Below are 18,261 nucleotides of genomic sequence, written 5' to 3'. Positions count from 1 at the left end.
GATCAGTCTCCGCTGCGTCGGGATCGAAGGTCCGTTTCGAGGTCCGCGATGCGGTCGAGCAGGTCGGCGACCAGGCCGACCGCCGCGTAGTTCAGCGAGAATCCGGCGCGCAGCCGCTGGATCCGGGCCGCCGCGGACACCTGCGCGACCGGATACCACCACTCGCCGCGCGCGTCCTCGACCGGTTCCAGCAGGCCCAGCACGGTGAACCGGCGGACCAGCTCCGGATGCAGGCCGGTCGCGTGCGCGAACGTCGGCAGATCCAGATGCGCCCCGCCGGGGCTGCGGCGCACAAGCGCGTAGGTCATCCCGGCCTCCTCGGGTTGTCGTCGGTGGCCGCGGCCAATTCCTCGTAGAGCTTGCGCTGCTCGTCGGTCAGGTCCTTGGGGACGACGATCTTGACCGCGGCGTACAAATCGCCGGGATTTCCCCGCGAATTCGGGATTCCGCGTCCGCGCAATCGCAGCTTCCGTCCACTGGACGTTCCCGCCGCGATCTTCAGCTTCGCCTCGCCGCCGCCGGGAAGATCCATGGCGACTGTCGCGCCCAGTGCCGCTTCCGAAGGCAGCAAAGGAAGATCGACGGTCACGTCCCGTCCTTCTATCTGGTACCGCTTGTCGTGCAACAGATGCACCACCAGGTAGAGGTCGCCACGGGGTGCGCCTTCGCCGCTGCCGTAGCCGCCCTGCCCGGCCAGCCGGATGCGCTTGCCGTCGATCACTCCGGCCGGAATGTTGACGTCGACGGTGCGCGAACCCTCCGGACCGTCGAGGGTGAACGAGCGCCGTCCGCCGTGGAAGGCCTCGTCCAGGCGGATTTCGACCCCGGCTTCCTGGTCGGCACCGGGGATCGGGCCGCGCGGCTGGCGACCGAAGCCGCCGCCGAACATGCCGCCGAAGAGGTCCTCGAAGTTGACTCCTTCGGCGCTCTGGAAACCGCCTTGAAAACCGCCGCCGGACTTGGCGCGAGCGTAGGTTTCCGGGTCCATGTCCGGGGGAACCTGCCGGAAGTCCTTGCCGAACGCGTCGTAGCGCTTGCGCTTCTCCGGTTCGGAGAGCACGTCGTAGGCCTCGGAAACGGCCTTGAATTTCTCCTCAGCTCCCGGGTCCTTGTTGATGTCCGGGTGGTACTTGCGGGCGAGTTTGCGGTACGCCTTCTGGATCTCGTCCTGGCTCGCCGTCCGGGAGACGCCGAGCAGCTGGTAAAAGTCCTCGCTGTCGCTCATCAATCCGCCTTCGCGACCACGACCGCCGCGGGCCGCAACTGGTTCTCCGCGTCGCCGTAACCGGGGCGCACGACCTCGACCACGGTGCCGGGATCGAGGCCCACCGCCGGAATGACCGACACAGCCTCGTGCAGCTGCGGATCGAACGGAGTCCCCTGCTCGTCCGCGTGCCGGGGGAAGCCGAGGTTGGCCATCGCCGTGTCGGCCTGTGCGCGCACCGCCTCGACGCCGGAGACGATGGACTTGGGGTCTGCCTCGGCGTGCCCGATGGCCAGGTCCAAATTGTCCAGCACGGTCAGCAGTTCTTTGGCGGCCCGCTTGCGTTCTTGCTGGCGCACCTGGACGGTGTCCCGCGCGGTGCGTTTGCGGAGGTTGTCCAGGTCGGCCATCGCCGTGCGCCAGTTGTTCTCCAGCTCGGCGACCCTTTGCTGGAGCCAGGAGACATCTGTGTTGTCTTCAGGTGCTTCTTGCTGCTTGTTCTCCATGGCGATCAGGAGGTGGTGAATTCGGCGTCGACCACGTCGTCACCGTCGTCGCCGTTACCCGTGGAATGTGCGCCGGTCGTGTCGCCTGCGGTGGACGCGACCGCGGCCAGACCGTGGAACAACTGCTGGAGCTCCGACGTGATCGACCGCAGCTTCTCCAGGCTCGGGTCGTCCTGTTTGAGGAGGTCCCGGGCGTCCACGGCAAGGTTCTCCGCGCGGGCTTTTTCATTGACCGGCACCGCGTCGCCGAGCTCGGTGATGCTTTTCTCCACCTGGTAAACGGCGCTGTCGAGGGTGTTGCGGGCGTCGACGACCTCGCGCAGCTTGGCGTCCTCGGCCCGGTGCGTCTCGGCGTCGGCGACCATGCGGTCGACGTCCGCGGAGTCCAAATTGGAGCTTTCGGAGATGGTGATGGTCTGTTCCCGGCCGGAATTGGTGTCCTTGGCCGAGACGTTGAGGATGCCGTTGGCGTCGATGTCGTAGGTGACCTCGATCTGCGGCACGCCGCGCGGCGCCGGCGGGATGTTCTCGAGCCGGAACCGGCCGAGCACCCGGTTGTCCGCTGCCTTCTCGCGCTCGCCCTGCAGGACGACGATGTCCACAGCGGACTGATTGTCCTCGGCCGTGGAGAAGGTTTCCTTGCGCCGGGCCGGAATCGTGGTGTTGCGGTCGATGACCTTGGTCATCACGCCGCCCATCGTCTCGATGCCCAGCGACAGCGGGGTGACGTCGAGCAGCAGGACGTCCTTGGCCTCGCCCTTGATGATGGCCGCCTGGACCGCCGCGCCGAGCGCGACGACCTCGTCCGGGTTGACCGTCATGTTCGGGTCTTTGCCGCCGGTCATCCGCCGTACCAGCGCCTGGACCGCCGGGATGCGCGTCGAACCGCCGACCAGGATCACCTCGTCGATGTCGTGCGCGGTCAGCTTCGCGTCGGCGAGCGCCTGCTCCACCGGCACCTTGCACCGGTCGACAAGGTCTGCGGTGATCTGATCGAAGGTGGAGCGCATCAGCGTGGTGTTGAGATGCTTCGGGCCGGAGCCGTCCGCAGTGATGAACGGCAGGTTGATCGTGGTCTGCGTGACCGAGGACAGCTCTTCCTTCGCCTTTGACGCGGCCTCGAACAACCGTTGCAGCGCTTGGGGATCTTTCCGCAGATCGATGCCGTTCTCCTGCTCGAACTGGTCCGCGAGATGATCGACGACCCGACGGTCGAAGTCGTCGCCGCCCAAATGCGTGTCGCCCGCGGTGGAACGAACCTCGACCACACCGTCGCCGATGTCGAGCACGCTGACGTCGAACGTGCCGCCGCCGAGGTCAAACACCAGCACCGTCTCGTGCTGCTTCTTGTCCAACCCATAAGCCAACGCCGCCGCAGTCGGCTCGTTAATGATCCGCAGCACCTCAAGCCCCGCGATGCGACCCGCGTCCTTGGTGGCCTGGCGCTGCGCGTCGTTGAAATACGCCGGAACCGTAATGACCGCCTCGGTCACCTTCTCCCCGAGGAACTTCGACGCGTCGTCGACCAGCTTGCGCAACACGAGCGCCGAAACCTCCTCCGGCGCGTATTTCTTGCCGTGCACGTCGAACCGCACCGCGTCGTCCGGGCCCGGCACGACGTCGTAGGAGACCGCGTCGATCTCGCTGGCCACCTCGTCGTAGCGACGGCCGATGAACCGCTTCGCCGACGAAATCGTGCCCTTCGGATTCATGATCGCCTGCCGCCGCGCGAGCTGGCCGACGAGCCGCTCGCCCGAATCGGTGTACGCGACCACCGACGGAGTCGTCCGGGCCCCGTCCGCGTTGGCGATCACCTCGGGCTGGCCGCCCTCCAGCACCGCGATGACCGAGTTGGTCGTCCCCAGGTCGATGCCCACCGCTTTCGCCACGACGCCGTTCCTTTCCGGGTTTTTGCCTGTCCGAAGCCTCGGGACAGGACGAGTTCGAGGTCTGGTGTACTGGAGGCGGAAAGGAGCGTCAACACGAAATGGTTTTCGCTTTCGCCTTTTCCAGCGCATTCGCCTGACGATTGTGGGCCGCACCAAAGAATATTGTTCCGCCGCACAATCGGCTAGCTTCACCGCGTGGCTCATCTACTGCGTGCGATCAAGTCGTACAATTTCGCGGAGGCACCGCCCGCACCGCCGCGATCACCTACTTCACCGTGCTGGCGAACGACCATGCCTTGCTGGAGCAGTTCCAGACGTTCGTCCTGGCGCAGGTTCCTCCGGCATTTGCACCGGCAGGCGCTCGACCTGGTCGACAGCGCGATCGCGTCACGCACCGCCGTCGGTCTAACCGGACTGGCTGCCGCCGCCTACTCCGGTCTCGGGTGGATGCGCCACCTTCGCGAGGCTCTGACCCTGCAGCACGGGGACGCTCCTGCTCGCCGCGGCGTGTTTAGGACTGTTCTCTACGATTTCGCTGCGCTGCTGGGTCTCAGTGTCGGTCTCGCCGCTTCGGGCGCACTCACCTTTGTCCGGTCCGGGACTCTGCTGACCGCTTGCGCCCTGGTCGCCAATTGGGCAGTCTTCTTGGTGGTACTGGCGAAATTCCCCCGGCGCCCGGTGCCGTTGCGCAGTGTTTGGGTTGGTGCCGCTATTGGCGCGTATTCAGGCCGGTGATCGGCTTTCTGGCGTTTGTCGATTTGAGCATCCAGTTGCTGCTGCTGTGCGCGGCTTGGACTGCCACCGGCAAGCACCGTTGACATCACTTCAAACCCACGTCCTGCGCCAGCGCACGCGCGGCTCGGTTACCGGCCAGCGACGGATACTCCAGCGTCACCCGTTGCAGTTCTCCTGCGATGAACCTCGTCCCGGCGGCCACGAATTCGTCGACGGAGCACTGCAATGTGGTTTCCAGGTAGGTCGGAGTCGCCCGGAGGGAACCGTGCTCAAACTCGAAGGTGATCAGTTCGGCGTTCTCGGTGAAGTCGACCTTCCAGAGCCCGTGTCCTTCCCGGGCGGCCGTCATCACATTCCGCACACTGCACATCGCGTCGAACAGCGGCACCCAGCCCCATGAAGGCCCGACTTCGACGTCGGCGTGGGAGATCGAAAGCCGACCGAGGAAGTAGTACCACCTGAGATCGTCCTCGGAAACGGAAATCAGGTCTTCAGCTTGGGTGCGCTCTCGTCCGTGCGGCGAGTAGACGGGACTGGGCGAGAAGGAGATTCTCATAAGGCCCTCCCTTAAGCGCGGCCAGGCATCAAAGCGTGCGTCAACTGCTCAAGCAACGTACTGGTGTCAGCGGCGACGGCGACAGCCGACCCCGCCGGGTGCTCGGCCTTGACGGCTCGGGTCTGCCCACGCCGCTGCCCCCCGAGGTCGACCGTGACCGACGTGCGGTGCAGCCTGGCGATCGTCGGGTCGAGCAGGATCGCGGCGGCCAGCGGATCATGAAGCGGGAAAGCCGGCAACTTCCCCGGCAAGGCAAGGAGCGTCGCCGCCATGCGTCCCCACAACCGGTCTTGATCCGCGGCGAGGCGTTCTAGCCATAGCCGGGTGACGGTGGCTTTTCGGGTCACATCGAGAGGGACCAGCGCCAGGTCGAACCCAGCCGCCGCGACCTGGGCGGCTGCCTCGGGATCGTGCCACACGTTGCTTTCGGCGCAGTCGCTGATGTTGCCCTTCACCTCGAACGCTCCGGCCATCGACACCACGCGTCGGACCAGCGTGGGCAAGTCGGGTTCGGCGTCCAGGGCGATCGCGACATTGGTGAGCGGGCCCAGAGTCAGGAGATCGACCCGACCGGGGTTCTCCCGAGCAAGGCGCACCACTTGGGCGGCGGCGGTTTCCTCCCGCACGGGCTTCCGTTTCGGCGAGCCCGCCGCCTTGCCCAGGAGATCTTCCGGGTGCGCGAGATGCAGTGGGCGCGCAAGCGGTTCCGACGCCCCCACTGCCACCGGCGTCGAATGATCGCCTGCGATCTCGAGCGCCCGCAAGCCGTTGTCGGCCGCGGCAGCCGCGGACACGTTGCCGTGCACCGAACCCACGCCGACGATCTCGACGCCAGGGGTGCGGGCCAGGAGAACGAGGGCAAGCGCGTCGTCAACACCGCCGTCCTGATCGACGATGACGGTGGTCGTTGTTGCCATAGGACATCTTCTCCAGAGGCCCGCAAGCGACGCAATTCTTCGGTGCCGCCCACCTGCCCGGCGGAGGCACCCCCTTGACAGGGCGTTTCATCAGACAATACGTTCTTGTCACCAGATGAAACACCCTCAGCAAGGGAGGCCGCTCGGATGGTTCTCGACACCGCCTACTTGCTCCGCCGGGCGGGGGCCTCCTACCGGGGCCTCACCGCGGTCGACGACGGGCGTACGGCTCGCACCTTCGGCGAGCTTCTCGACCGCGCCGAGCGGGTGGCCAACTCCCTCGACGCGCTCGGCATCCCGGAGAGCGCGAGTGTCGGGATTCTGTCCGACAACCGCACGGAGTTCGTCGAGACCGACTGCGCTCTCGCTCTCGGACGGCGGGTTCGGGTGGCGCTCAACGCTCGGCTGCATCTGGAGGATTTCCGTTACGTAGCCGAAGATGCCGGACTCCGAGCACTCTTCTTCGCGCCGAGGTTCGCGGCGGAGGCGCACGCGCTGGCGGAGGAATTCGGACTCCAGGCGATCCCCTTCGAAAAGCACCCAGGTTTCGAGCACTCGTACGAGGGTCTCATCTCAGAAGCAAAGAGCGAGCCGGTGTTGCGGGACGACGATCCTGAAGGCGCGGCGTGGATTTCCTACACCTCAGGGACGACCGGACGGCCCAAGGGAGTCGTCCTGTCGCATCGGGCGCTGCGCGAGGTGGCGTTGAATCTGCTGCTGGAACTGTCACCGGTCCGTGAGGGCGAGCGGATTTTGCTTACCCAGGCCGTTTCGCACGCGTCGGGGTACTTCGTGCTGCCGTATCTGATCAGCGGCGCGGGCGTGCATGTCATGCCCAAGTTCGATCCCGACGAGGTCTGGCAGCGATCCCGCGAGGGGCATTTCCGTACGCTCAAGGCGGTTCCCGCGATGCTCGAACCGTTGCTGGACGCGGCGCACGGCGAGTGGGGTTTCGAAACGATCGTCTACGGAGCGTCGAGCGTCGCGTTGCCGGTACTGGAGCGCGCGCTCGATCAGTTCGGGCCGACGTTGGTGCAGGACTATGGGCAATCCGAGGCGCCGATGACGATCACCTGCCTCAGCAAATCCGATCATCTTGACACGCAGGCGAGACAGTCCGCGGGGCGGCCTTGGCGGTCGGTGGCGGTCGAGGTGCGGGACGGGGACGGCAGGGTTGTGCGACCGGGCGAGCTCGGGGAGGTTTATGTGCGCGGGTCGCATCTGATGTCCGGCTATCACCGCAAACCCGAGGCTACGGCTGCGGTTCTGGTGGACGGGTGGTTGCGCACCAAAGATCTCGCACGGGCCGACGAGCGCGGGTTCATTTACCTCCAAGGGCGCAATGACGAAATGATCAATTCCGGCGGGTACAACATCGCGCCTCGCGAGGTGGAGAACGAACTGTCGGCGCACGCAGCGGTCAGCGAAGCGGTGGTGCTCGGCCTTCCCGACCCGCGTTGGGGCGATGCGGTCACGGCGGTGGTGCGGTTGCGAAACGCGCGGGCGGCGTCCAGCCAGGAATTGATCGAGTTTGTCCGGCCGCGGCTGGGGATTCGCACGCCGAGAAGGCTCGAGATTTGGGACGCCATTCCGCGCACACCGTACGGGAAGGTCGACCGGGTCGCATTGCGCGACAAGCTGATCGGAGGGTTCGAGTGAACACCGACGACATTGAGATCTTAGGCGTGGGGATGCACCCCTTCGGTCGGTACCCCAACTCGTCGTTGAAAGATCTCAACCGCGTCGCGTGTGTGTCCGCGTTGGTTGACGCGGGGCTTGCGGTCAGCGACGTCGACGCGGTGTACGCGGCCAATGCGATGGCAGGATTGTTGCAGGGGCAGGAGATGATCCGCGGACAGTCGGTCATGCGGGAGATCGGGATCGAGCGCGTCCCGGTCACGAATGTCGAGAACGCTTGTGCGAGCGGCTCGACTGCGTTGCGTCAGGCCGTTCTCGCGATCCGCGCCGGGTCGGCGGACGTCGTGCTGGTCGCGGGCGTGGAGAAGATGTTCGTGGAGGATCGTTCCCGGACGCTCGCGGCATTGGAGTCCGCGGGCGACCTCGACGTGGTGTCCGGGATCGGGCTGCAGTTCACCGCGGTCTACGGGATGCGGCTGCGCAAGCTCATCGCGGCGGGCAGGCTGACGGTGGACGATCTGGTCGCCGTTTCCGTCAAGAGTCACGCCAATGGCGAGCGCAATCCCTATGCGCAGCACCGGAAAGTCGTCAGCCCCGAGGAAGTGCTGGGTTCTCGGCCGATCGCTGACCCGTTGACGTTGCTGATGTGCAGCTCCATCTGCGACGGTGCGGCGGCGGTCGTGGTGGCGCGGCGTGGGGCGGTCCGCGACAACAGCAAGCCGACTGTCCGCATTAGAGCGTCGCAAGCAGCAACCGGGTATACGACCACCGGGAACGAGCCGTCGTTGACCGAATTGTGCGCGGCTGCGGCGTATGCGGAGGCGGGGGTCGGGCCGGAGGACGTCGACGTCGCCGAGGTCCACGACGCGATGGCTCCGGCCGAACTCATCGCGTACGAGCAGCTCGGCTTCTGCAGTCCGGGCGACGCGGGCGCGCTGCTCGACAGCGGTACGACCCAGATCGACGGCTCCCGTCCGGTCAATCCCAGCGGCGGGCTGTCGTCGCGCGGGCACGCGGTGGGGGCGACCGGATTGGCCCAGATCGCCGAGTTGACCTGGCAGTTGCGGGGCGAAGCGGCCGGACGGCAGACCGAGCGTCCGCGCATCGGCCTCGCCCACAACAACGGCGGCTGGCTGGAGGGCGAGTCGGCTGTCTCGTGCGTGCATTTGCTGGAGAGGACCGATCCATGGGACTGAACGCCGCCTTGAAAGTTCCCACTACTGCGGAGAGGCCGCGCGACAACGGGCACGCGCTCGTCGGCAGCCGTTGCGGGCAATGCGGCGCGACATCGTTTCCGGCCCGCGCCGTCTGTCATCGATGCGGGACGGCCGCGCCTGCCGAGCACACTTTCGCCGCGACCGGCGTGCTGCTCACTTACACGACCGTCCACGTCCCGCGACCTGGGCTGCCCGCGCCGTACACGCTCGGCCAGATCGCCCTCGACGACGGCGGGCCGATGGTGTTCGGCCAGGTCCGGACCGATGGAACCGAGCCCGAGGCGGGGATGGCCGTGCGCGTGCGCATCGGTGCCCCGAGCGAGACGCCGCGCTACTGGTTCGTCCCCGAGCGTTTCGCTGGTTGATACGGTGACCTCACTCGACAAAACGCAGAGGTGGCCAGTGACTGAAACCCCCGACGGCTCCACGGTCCGCGCGGTCAGCCGGGCGATCGACATCCTGTTCGCGCTCGGGCACAACCCGCTCACGCTCGGCGATGTGGCCGAGGTCGTCTCGCTGTCGAAGCCGACGACGTACCGGCTGCTGAGCACGTTGCGCGCCAAGGGAATGGTCGTCCAGGACCAGGCCAGCGGGCACTACGGGCTCGGCCCCGGCTGCTTCCACCTGATGTCGTCGATCTCCAACGGCAACGCGGGCTTCATCTTCGAGGCGACCGACGCGCTCGAGCAATTGCGCGACGTCACCGCCGAGACCGTCGCGGTGCACGTGCGCGCCGGCCGCTCCCGCATCTGCGTCAAGGAACTCCCCAGCCCGCACCTGATCCGCTACATCGCGGGCGTCGGCGTTTCCGAGGGCATCCACACCGGGTCGGCGGGCAAGACGCTGCTCGCGTTCATGCCCGAGGCGGAACGCGAGCGGCTGCTCAAGGACCTCCCGCTCAACCCGACGACGCCGAACACGATTACCGACCTCGAGACCTTGCGCGCGCAACTGAAGAGCATCGCGGCCGCGGGCATCGCGCACAGCCACGGCGAACGGGCGATGGGCGCGGTCGGCGTCACCGCGCCGATCACGGACGCGAACGGCTTCGCGCTCGCGGCGTTGAGCGTCATCGGGCCGGAAGGCCGCCTCGGCAAAGAGAAAATCGCCGAGATCGAACGACACGTACGGGAAGTCGCGGCCCGGATTTCGGCGACGGTGTCCGGAGCATCCGAAGTGGACTGAACGAGACGGAGGTCCAGTGGCCCACGACAGCGACGACGTCGCCACGGCGAACGACGGCCGGGTTCCGATCCGCGCGCGGTACGAGCCGACCACTGCCGAGCCCGCGCTGAAAGCGTGGAGCGACAACAGGATCGCCGAGCCCGGACCGTTCCGGCCGCGCTTCATGGTCTACTCCGGACTCGGCCCGCCCGCGATGACCGCGGAACGGCTCGCAGTGCTGCAGGAGGTCGGCGCAGAGTCGTTCCTGCTGGCCGCGGACCTGCCCTCGCAGCTCGGTTTCGACCCCGACCACGAGCTTTCGCACGCCCAGGTCGGCCGGGCCGGGGTGTCGTGCGCGACGCTCGACGACTTCGCCACGATCTGCTCCCGGCTCGACCTGTCCGCTGCCGACAGCGTCGGAATGCTGCAGAACTCGCTCGGGCACGTCGCGCTGGGGATGGTCCACAGTGTTCTGTCCGATCGGGACGCGCGGCACGTAAAGCTGGTGATGCAGAACGATCCGCTCAAGGAATTCACCGCGCGGGGCACCGAGATCCACTCCCCCGCGCAAGCGCTGCGGATCGCCGCCGACTGCGTCGCGTTCGCGATCGACGAGGACATGCCCGGTGCGGCGCTCACCGTCTGCTCCAACCACTACGACGTCGCAGGCGCGGGTCCGTTGCTGGCGGTGGCTTTCGCTTTCGGCAACGCCATCGCGTACATGGACGAATTGGTCGCGCGCGGCTACGAACCCGCGGACGTCGCTGGAAAGTTGATGTTCTTCCTCAACGAGCGCAGCGATTTGTTCGTGGAGGCTTCGGTTTTCCGCACCGCACGGATCCTGTGGAGCGAGATTCTGCGCGACCGTTACGGGATTCCGGTCGCCGAACAACCCGTCGCGAAGCTCATGGGTTACGCCCACGGCCTGGAATCCGCCGACGAACCGCTGGTGAACGTCCCGCGCGTGACGCTCAGCGTGCTCGGGTCCATGCTCGGCGGCGTCGATTACCTCTGCGCCACCGGTTACGACGAGGCGTTGCGCATCCCGTCCGCCGACGCCGCCGCGCTCGCCGTGCGGACGATGCAGGTCGTCGCCTACGAACACGGAACGCTGACGACCATCGACCCGCTCGCGGGCAGCGCCAAACTGCGCGACGTCGACGAGCACGTGATGCGCAAGGTCCGGCTCGAACTCGACCGCCTCACCGAGGCCGGCGGGCCGCTCGAAGCCATCGAGAACGGCTACATCGCTGGGCGCATCGACGAGAACCGCGGTGCCCGCCAGGAGCAGCTGAGATCCGGCGAGCGGCTGATGGTCGGCCACGGCGTGTTCGACGCCAAGGCCCGCGCGGAGTGGTTCGCGGGCAAGAGCTCGGGCGAGATCGACTTCGCGGAGGTCGAGCGGGACGCCGTCGAGCGGATCACCGAGCACAAGCGCCGCCGGGACACCGCGCTGGTCGACCGCGCGCTCAAGGCGGTCGAGACCGCGGCCGCGGGGACGGAGAACCTCGTCCAGCCCAGTATCGAGGCGCTGCGGGCCGGTGCGACCTCCGCCGAGATCGTCGGCGCCACCCGGGAAGGGTTCGACAGATGAAACGCGTCGTACTCGCCAAACTCGGCCTCGACGGCCACGACGTCGGCGTCCGGCTCATCGGCAAACACCTCGCCAACGCCGGATTCGAAGTCATCTACCTCGGCAAACGCGTCGCCACCACGACCATCGTCCAAGTCGCGGTCCAGGAGGACGCCGACGCCGTCGGGCTCAGCTGCCTCAGCGGCGGGCTCGGCCACTTCGCCTCGCTGACCGTCGAAGGGCTGCGCCGCGAAGGCTCCGACGTCCCGGTCCTCGCGGGCGGCATCGACGAGCCCGCCGAGATCGATCGCATGATGGCGGCGGGGGTGCACCGGCATTTCGGGCCCGGTGCGTCGATGGACGAGATCGTGACGGCCTTCCACGAGGCGACCTGACGCTGTACGTGAGGGGAACCCTGAGGGAATCAGATTCCCTCAGGGTTCCCCTCACGTACCTGGCCGAGGCCGCGCAGGCCGAGCCGAAGCAAGACCCCTCTTGACCTGCGTGACCAGGGCGAGTAGACAAGCCATATCACGTAGTGGTTCGCACGTTTCATAGGACGAAACGCAGAGTTTCGTCCCGACGGCCGTCGAAGGTGGCGGAAGGAGCGGGCAATGGCGCCGGCGCAGGAACCGACCCAGGCACGACCCGAGACGAGACTGGCCAAGGTCGCGGTGACCGCACTCTCGGCCTCAAGCATCGAAAACTACGACTTCTTCATCTACGGCACCGCGGCAGCGCTGGTCTTCCCCCAGCTCTTCTTCCCCGAGCAAACCGCGCTGACCAGCGCACTGCTCAGCTTCGCGACCTTCGCGGTCGGCTTCATCGCCCGGCCGCTCGGCGGCGTGCTCTTCGGCCACATCGGCGACGTGCACGGCCGCAAGAAGGCGCTGATCGGCGCGCTCGCCGGAATGGGGCTCGCGTCGACCCTCATCGGGCTGATGCCGACGCACTCGGTGATCGGGGTCGCCGCGCCGATTCTGTTGGTATTGCTGCGTTTCCTCCAGGGCATCGCGGTCGGCGGACAGCTCGGCGGCGTCGTCCTGCTCGCGATGGAGAGCGCGCCGCCCCGCAAGCGCGGCTTCTTCTCGAGCTTCGCTCAGGCGGGCGGTCCGGGCGGCATCATCCTCGGCAACCTCGCGTTCATCGCGGCTATCCGGTTCACCTCGCCCGCGGCCTTCGAGGCGTGGGGCTGGCGCGTTCCGTTCCTCGCGAGCGCCGGGCTGGTCTGGCTGGCCATCCACTTGCAACTTCGCCTTGAGGACACCGACGCGTTCCGGCGGCTCAAGCAAGTCAAGAAACCGGACGCCGGACGCTCCCCCGTACTGCGCGCGTTTCGCGTCCACTACAAGCAAATCGCGCTGGTCGCGGCCGCCTACATCGGCATCAACGTCACCTACTACCTGTTCATGACGTTCGCGGTTTCCTACAGCACGAACTCCGCGATTTTGGGGCTGTCGAAGGACACCGTCCTGCTCGCCGTGCTCGTCGCGGCTGGTGTGCAACTGGTATTGCTCCCGGTGTCCGGTGCCATCTCAGACCGCATCGGCCGGCGCGCGATGCTGTTGGCCGGTTCGGGGATGCTCTGTGCCTTTTCGTTCGCGTTCTGGCCGCTGCTGAACACGAAGTCGACGTTCCTGATCCTGGTCGCGTTCATCGTCGGCCTCGGCCTGATGCACACCACGATGTACGGGCCGCAGGGCGCTTTCTTCGCCGAAGCGTTCTCCACCGGGCTCCGGTACTCCGGCGTTTCGCTGGGCGTGCAACTGGGCGCGGTCATCGGCGGCGCGTTCGCCCCGCTGATCGCGACGTCGTTGTATGCGGCGACCGGATCCTCGATGTCGGTGGCCATCTACATGGCGGTGGTCTGCGCGATCACGTTCGGCGCGGTACTGCTCATGCCAGAAACCCACCTGAAAGACATCAACGAGTCGGTGGTGGTATCCGAACCCGCCGCCGCGAACGACCCAGCCGTCTGACCAAAGGAGAAACAGCATGGCGATGCCCACCCGGCATCTCGGCAAGCTCGACGTCGGCGCCCAAGGGCTCGGCTGCATGGGCATGAGCGATTTCTACGGCAGCGGCGACGAAACCGAGTCGATCGCGACCGTGCACCGCGCGCTCGACCTCGGCGTGACGCTCTTGGACACCTCCGACATGTACGGCTATGGCGCCAACGAGGAACTGGTCGGACGGGCGATCGCCGGCCGCCGCGACAACGTCGTTCTGGCCACCAAGTTCGGCGTCGTCCGCGCGGAGGACGACTCGATGGCGCGTTCGGTGCGCGGGGACGCCGAGTACGTCCGGCAGGCGTGCGACGCGTCCCTGCGCCGCCTCGGTGTCGACCACATCGACCTCTACCAGCAGCACCGGGTCGACCCAGCAGTCGACATCGAGGAGACGGTCGGGGCGCTGGCGGAGCTGGTCGCGGCCGGGAAAGTGCGCCATATCGGACTGTCGGAGGCGTCGGCGGACGCGATCCGCCGGGCGCACGCCGTGCACCCGATCACGTCCGTGCAGACCGAGTGGTCGCTGTGGTCGCGCACCATCGAGGACGAGGTGGTGCCGGTCTGCCGCGAGCTGGGCATCGGGATCGTGCCGTACTCGCCGCTGGGCCGCGGCATTCTCACCGGTCGTTACCGTTCGACGGACGATTTCGAGAAGGACGACTTCCGGCGGACGTCGCAGCCGCGCTTCGCCGAGGGCAACCTCGAACGCAACCTGGAGTTCGTGCGGGCGCTGGAAAAACTCGCCCAAGCACGCGGCGTCACGGCGGGTCAGCTCGCGCTGGCGTGGGTGCACAGCCACGGCGACGACGTCGTGCCGATCCCGGGCACGAAGAAGCGGAGCAGGCTGGAGGAAAACGTCGCGGCCGTTGATATCTCACTGTCCGCTGCCGACGTGGCAGCGATCGAGCAGGCGGTGCCCGCCGACCAGATCGCCGGGGAGCGGTACTCCCCGGACCGGATGTCGTTGCTCGAATGACCTTGATGGGTTGGTGAAATGCGTTTCGCAGACCGTGTGGTGATCGTGACCGGCGGCGGTGGCTCCGGACTGGGCCGGACGTTGGTCCGCCGCTTCGCCGCCGAGGGGGCCGCCGTCGTGGTAGCCGACCGCGACGAGGCGGCTGCCGACCAGGCCGCCGCCGAGGTGGAAGAACAGGGCGGGCGGGCGTTGGCGGTCCGGACCGACGTCCGCAGCGACGACGACGTCCGCGCGATGGTCGAAGCGGTCCGTTTTGCCTACGGCCGCATCGACGTCCTCGTCAACAACGCCTTCACGTCGAATCCAGCGTCCATTCTGGACACTCGCATCGAGGACTGGCAACGCGACCTCGACGTGGTGCTGACGGGTGCTTTCCGGTGCTCCCAACAGGTTCTTCCGACGATGATCGACCAGCAGCGCGGGGTGATCATCAGCGTCTCGTCGGTGAACGCGCACACCCATGTCGGCGCGGCCGGATACAGCGCCGCGAAAGCCGGGGTGGAAGCGCTGACCCGCAACCTGGCCGTCGAGTTCGCGCCCTTCGGGGTCCGGGCGAACGCGCTGGTGCCCGGCACCTTCCGCACCGACGTCTGGAAGGAACGGCAGAAGATCGACCCGGATCTCCTCGACCGCCTCGCGACCTGGTATCCGCTCGGCCAGGTCGGCGTGCCCGACGACATCGCGTCCGCGGCGCTGTTCCTGGCTTCGGACGAGGCGTCGTTCATCACCGGCAGCCTCTTGCCGGTCGACGGGGGTCTGCTGGCGGGCAATCCGCAGTTCGCACGCGACGTGCATCCGGAGAATCACCGATGAAGGACGAGGTGCGCGTTTCGCTGGTCCAGTTCAGTTCGGCGGTGCTGGACTGCCCAGGGAACGCCAAACGGATGGCGGAGTTCGTCGAGCGCGAGACGCAGGAGCACGGGGCCGAGCTGATCGTCTTCCCCGAGCTCAGCAACACCGGGTACGTCCGCTCCGCGCGCGACGACGCCTATGCCGAGAGTCTCTACGCAGCGTCGGAACTCGTTCCGGGCCCGACCACGGAGGCACTGGGCGAGGCGGCTCGCCGGGGTGGTGCACACGTCGTGGTTGGTATGTCACAACGGCATCCACAGATACCAGAGGTGCTTTACAACAGCGCCGTGTTGATCGGCCCGTCCGGCGAGGTGGTCGGTGTGCAGCACAAGGTGCATCCGTGCCGCGACGAGAAGGAATACTACGTCCCTGGCGATGAGATCTCAGTGTTCCCCACTGCGCTCGGCACTCTCGCGCTCAACGTTTGCTACGACGTCCGGTTCCCTGAGATGGCCCGGGTACAGACCCTCTCCGGTGCCGAGATCGTCGTCTCGCTGTGGGCATCGGCGGTGCAGCCGGGCAAGGTTCCGTCGGACAGCATCGTCTCGCGGTGTGCGACGAGGGCGATGGAGAACGCGGTGTTCTTCTTGGGCTGCAACCGAACTGGCACGGACGACGAACAGCACTTTTACGGTCGAAGCGCCGTCGCGGGCCCGAGCGGCGACGTGCTCGCGCGTTCGAACGATGACCGGGAGGACGCTGTCCGGGCTGTGCTGCAGGGTTCAGATCTCAAAGCGCAGCGCAGATATCTCACGATCTTCCGCGACCGCAGGCCAGAGCTGTACGGCCGCGTCACCGAACCGCTCTCCCGCCCGGAGCCCCTATGACCTCGGACCTCAGCCAGTGGACGGCTGAACAACTCGGTGCCGCTTACGCGTCCGGCGAGCTTTCGCCGGTCGAAGCGACAAAGGCGGCGCTGGAGGCGATCGACGTCGATCTCCGCGCTTTCGCTTACGTCGATCAGGAAGGCGCACTCAAGCAAGCGGCCTTGAGCGAACAACGTTGGGTCGATGGGCGCACGCTGGGGCCGTTCGACGGTGTTCCCGCGTCGATCAAGGACCTCTTCCTAACCCGAGATATACCAACGTTGCGCGGTTCGCGTCGCACCGATCCGACACAGAGATGGGACACCGACAGCCCTGCCACGGCAGCACTCCGCGCGAACGGTCTCGTTCTCCTCGGCAAGACGACGACGTCCGAACTCGGCTGGAAAGGCGTCACCGACAACCCCGTCGACGGCATCACCCGAAACCCATGGGACCCAGCGCTCACCGCAGGCGGATCGAGCGGCGGCAGCGGCGTGGCCGTCCGGGCGGGAATGGGCGCGGTGTCCGTGGCCACCGATGCCGCCGGTTCGGTGCGCATCCCGGCCGCGTTCTGCGGCGTTGTGGGCTTCAAGCCGACATACGGACGCATCCCGATGTACCCGCCGAGCGTCCTGGGCACCCTGGCGCACGCCGGACCGATGGCCCGCTCCGTCGCCGACGTCGCCGCGCTCACCGACATCCTGTCTGCTCGGGACCACCGCGATCCCTCCTGGACACCCACGATCGGCGAGCGAGCGGACCCCGTCAGGATCGCGTTCTCGCCAGCGCTGGGCCGCGTGGACGTGCAGCCGGAGGTCGCCGCCCTTGTCGCGGAAACTGTCGCCTCTTTGGCCGAGGAGGGCTTGCGAGTCGAGGAGGCGGACCCCTCTTTCCCAGACCCGGCGAGCGCGTTCGACGTGCTGTGGTCTGTCGGAGTCGCACACATCGTCCGGCGTTACGGCGGCACGGCACCGCTCGACCCGGGCCTGCAGACGCTCATCGAACGAGGTGCCCGTTACGAGACGGCCGACTATCTCGACGCGCAAAGCGAACTCGCCGCGCTCGGCGTTGCCATGGGCGAATTCCACACGCGCTACGACATCCTGCTCACCCCGACCGTGCCGATCGAACCTTTCGCCGCCGGACACGACGTGCCACCGGGCAGCGGGATGACCGACTGGCCACAGTGGACACCCTTTACCTACCCGTTCAACATGTCGCGGCAACCCGCGTTGAGTGTCCCGATCGGACTTACCTCGCGTGGCCTGCCGGTGGGCATCCAGGTCGTCGGCCCCCGCTACGCGGACTCGACCGTGCTCGCGATAGGCGCTCTGATCGAGAAATTACGACCCGCGCTCACTTACCCGCAGGAGGACGCATGAAATTCGGCGTCAACACTTTCGTGACCGACGAGAGCATCCGCCCCGACGCGCTGGGCCGGGCGCTGGAAGAGCGCGGTTTCGAAACGCTTCTCATCACGGAACACTCGCACATCCCGGTCAAACGGGAGACACCCTGGTCCGGCGGCGGCGAACTGCCGCGCGAGTACTACCGCACCTACGATCCGTTCGTCGCTCTCGCCATCGCTTCCGCCGCAACGACCACGCTCACCCTCGGCACCGCCGTCGCCCTGCTGGCACAGCGCGACGTCTTCCAGACCGCCAAAGAAGTCGCGACCCTCGACGTCCTCTCCGGCGGCCGAGTCCTTTTTGGAGTCGGCGTCGGCTGGAACCGCGAAGAAATGCGCAACCACGGCGTCGAACCGCGCCGCCGAGGTCCTCTGCTGAACGAGAAACTCGCCGCGCTCAAAGCGATCTGGACCACCGACGAGGCCGAATTCCACGGCGAGCACGTCGATTTCGACCCGGTCTTCTCCTGGCCGAAACCCGTGCAACGCCCGCACCCGCCCATCGCCGTCGGCGGCGAAAGCCCGGCCGCCCTCGACCGGCTCTCCCGCTACGGCGACGAATGGATGCCCCGCGCGAAAACCCCGGTCGCCGAACTCCGCCGCGTGGCGTCCTGGCTGGCTGATCAGGGCCGCGCCGACGTCCGCACGACGCTCTGCGGAGCCACTTTGGACTCCGACCTCGCCGCCTGCGCCGAGGCTGGAGTGGACCGGGTGACGTTCACGCTGCCGCCCTTGCCGGAACGGGAAACGGTGCAATACCTGGACAAACTGGCAGCAAGACGAGACAGCTGAATGCGGCCACTGCCACCTA

Annotated in this window: 19 protein-coding genes; 13 read left to right on the top strand and 6 right to left on the bottom strand. The window is 67.0% G+C overall.

The window, feature by feature from the left end; translation table 11 throughout:
- Positions 1–2: 2 nt before the first annotated feature.
- The 4 genes from AB5I40_RS38780 to dnaK are packed head-to-tail and all read right to left on the bottom strand — an operon-like array spanning position 3 to position 3,599.
- The gene (locus AB5I40_RS38780) at positions 3–308 is read right to left on the bottom strand and encodes a chaperone modulator CbpM (RefSeq protein ID WP_370935133.1); all 306 of its coding nucleotides are present in this window, start codon (positions 306–308) and stop codon (positions 3–5) included.
- Entirely contained in the window at positions 305–1,225 is a 921-nt protein-coding gene (locus tag AB5I40_RS38775; protein ID WP_370935132.1) for a DnaJ C-terminal domain-containing protein, read from the bottom strand. Before AB5I40_RS38775 ends, AB5I40_RS38780 begins: the two co-directional genes overlap by 4 nt.
- Positions 1,225–1,710, bottom strand: a complete 486-nt coding sequence (locus AB5I40_RS38770; protein ID WP_370935131.1) for a nucleotide exchange factor GrpE — start codon at positions 1,708–1,710, stop codon at positions 1,225–1,227. Before AB5I40_RS38770 ends, AB5I40_RS38775 begins: the two co-directional genes overlap by 1 nt.
- Positions 1,711–1,715: 5 nt before the next feature.
- Positions 1,716–3,599 (bottom strand): molecular chaperone DnaK, encoded by a 1,884-nt coding sequence (gene dnaK, locus AB5I40_RS38765; RefSeq protein ID WP_370935130.1) that lies wholly within the window; start codon positions 3,597–3,599, stop codon positions 1,716–1,718.
- Positions 3,600–3,890: 291 nt separating this feature from the next.
- On the opposite strand from dnaK, the gene AB5I40_RS38760 reads away from it, so the two are divergent.
- Positions 3,891–4,334 carry a YhjD/YihY/BrkB family envelope integrity protein gene (locus AB5I40_RS38760; protein ID WP_370935129.1) on the top strand — a complete coding sequence of 148 codons (444 nt, stop codon included), beginning with the start codon at positions 3,891–3,893 and terminating at the stop codon, positions 4,332–4,334.
- Between the two features lie 85 nt (positions 4,335–4,419).
- Here AB5I40_RS38760 and AB5I40_RS38755 read toward each other — a convergent pair whose 3' ends face one another.
- Both AB5I40_RS38755 and AB5I40_RS38750 read right to left on the bottom strand, forming a co-directional pair.
- Entirely contained in the window at positions 4,420–4,890 is a 471-nt protein-coding gene (locus tag AB5I40_RS38755) for a hypothetical protein (protein WP_370935128.1), read from the bottom strand.
- A gap of 11 nt (positions 4,891–4,901) precedes the next feature.
- Positions 4,902–5,807 (bottom strand): nucleoside hydrolase, encoded by a 906-nt coding sequence (locus tag AB5I40_RS38750; RefSeq protein ID WP_370935127.1) that lies wholly within the window; start codon positions 5,805–5,807, stop codon positions 4,902–4,904.
- Between the two features lie 147 nt (positions 5,808–5,954).
- On the opposite strand from AB5I40_RS38750, the gene AB5I40_RS38745 reads away from it, so the two are divergent.
- The 12 genes from AB5I40_RS38745 to AB5I40_RS38690 all read left to right on the top strand — a co-directional run bounded on the left by AB5I40_RS38745 (position 5,955) and on the right by AB5I40_RS38690 (position 18,242).
- On the top strand, positions 5,955–7,466 hold the full coding sequence (locus tag AB5I40_RS38745; protein WP_370935126.1) for an AMP-binding protein: 1,512 nt from the start codon (positions 5,955–5,957) through the stop codon (positions 7,464–7,466).
- A gap of 32 nt (positions 7,467–7,498) precedes the next feature.
- On the top strand, positions 7,499–8,641 hold the full coding sequence (locus AB5I40_RS38740) for a thiolase family protein (protein ID WP_370935125.1): 1,143 nt from the start codon (positions 7,499–7,501) through the stop codon (positions 8,639–8,641).
- Positions 8,632–9,027, top strand: coding sequence for a Zn-ribbon domain-containing OB-fold protein (locus tag AB5I40_RS38735; protein ID WP_370935124.1), 396 nt, complete (start codon positions 8,632–8,634; stop codon positions 9,025–9,027). The genes AB5I40_RS38740 and AB5I40_RS38735 overlap by 10 nt, the downstream gene beginning before the upstream one ends.
- Before the next feature lie 37 nt (positions 9,028–9,064).
- On the top strand, positions 9,065–9,847 hold the full coding sequence (locus AB5I40_RS38730; protein WP_370935123.1) for an IclR family transcriptional regulator: 783 nt from the start codon (positions 9,065–9,067) through the stop codon (positions 9,845–9,847).
- 16 nt (positions 9,848–9,863) lie between these two features.
- A complete protein-coding gene (locus tag AB5I40_RS38725) occupies positions 9,864–11,420 on the top strand; it encodes a methylmalonyl-CoA mutase family protein (protein WP_370935122.1) in 1,557 nt (518 codons plus the stop codon).
- On the top strand, positions 11,417–11,794 hold the full coding sequence (locus tag AB5I40_RS38720) for a cobalamin B12-binding domain-containing protein (protein WP_370935121.1): 378 nt from the start codon (positions 11,417–11,419) through the stop codon (positions 11,792–11,794). The genes AB5I40_RS38725 and AB5I40_RS38720 overlap by 4 nt, the downstream gene beginning before the upstream one ends.
- Positions 11,795–12,013: 219 nt before the next feature.
- Positions 12,014–13,378, top strand: coding sequence for an MFS transporter (locus AB5I40_RS38715; protein WP_370935120.1), 1,365 nt, complete (start codon positions 12,014–12,016; stop codon positions 13,376–13,378).
- A 22-nt stretch (positions 13,379–13,400) separates the two neighbouring features.
- Entirely contained in the window at positions 13,401–14,384 is a 984-nt protein-coding gene (locus AB5I40_RS38710; protein ID WP_370940694.1) for an aldo/keto reductase, read from the top strand.
- Positions 14,385–14,402: 18 nt separating this feature from the next.
- A complete protein-coding gene (locus AB5I40_RS38705; RefSeq protein ID WP_370935119.1) occupies positions 14,403–15,197 on the top strand; it encodes an SDR family NAD(P)-dependent oxidoreductase in 795 nt (264 codons plus the stop codon).
- Positions 15,194–16,063 carry a carbon-nitrogen hydrolase family protein gene (locus AB5I40_RS38700; protein ID WP_370935118.1) on the top strand — a complete coding sequence of 290 codons (870 nt, stop codon included), beginning with the start codon at positions 15,194–15,196 and terminating at the stop codon, positions 16,061–16,063. Before AB5I40_RS38705 ends, AB5I40_RS38700 begins: the two co-directional genes overlap by 4 nt.
- Positions 16,060–17,424: an amidase gene (locus AB5I40_RS38695; protein WP_370935117.1), complete on the top strand. Its 1,365-nt coding sequence runs from the start codon at positions 16,060–16,062 to the stop codon at positions 17,422–17,424. The genes AB5I40_RS38700 and AB5I40_RS38695 overlap by 4 nt, the downstream gene beginning before the upstream one ends.
- Positions 17,421–18,242 (top strand): LLM class F420-dependent oxidoreductase, encoded by an 822-nt coding sequence (locus tag AB5I40_RS38690; protein WP_370935116.1) that lies wholly within the window; start codon positions 17,421–17,423, stop codon positions 18,240–18,242. Before AB5I40_RS38695 ends, AB5I40_RS38690 begins: the two co-directional genes overlap by 4 nt.
- The last annotated feature ends 19 nt before the right edge of the window (positions 18,243–18,261 follow it).

Source organism: Amycolatopsis sp. cg13 (assembly GCF_041346965.1).
Lineage (GTDB): Bacteria > Actinomycetota > Actinomycetes > Mycobacteriales > Pseudonocardiaceae > Amycolatopsis.
Note: the sequence above shows the minus strand (reverse complement) of the source record. Positions and strands in the feature narration are given on the sequence as shown.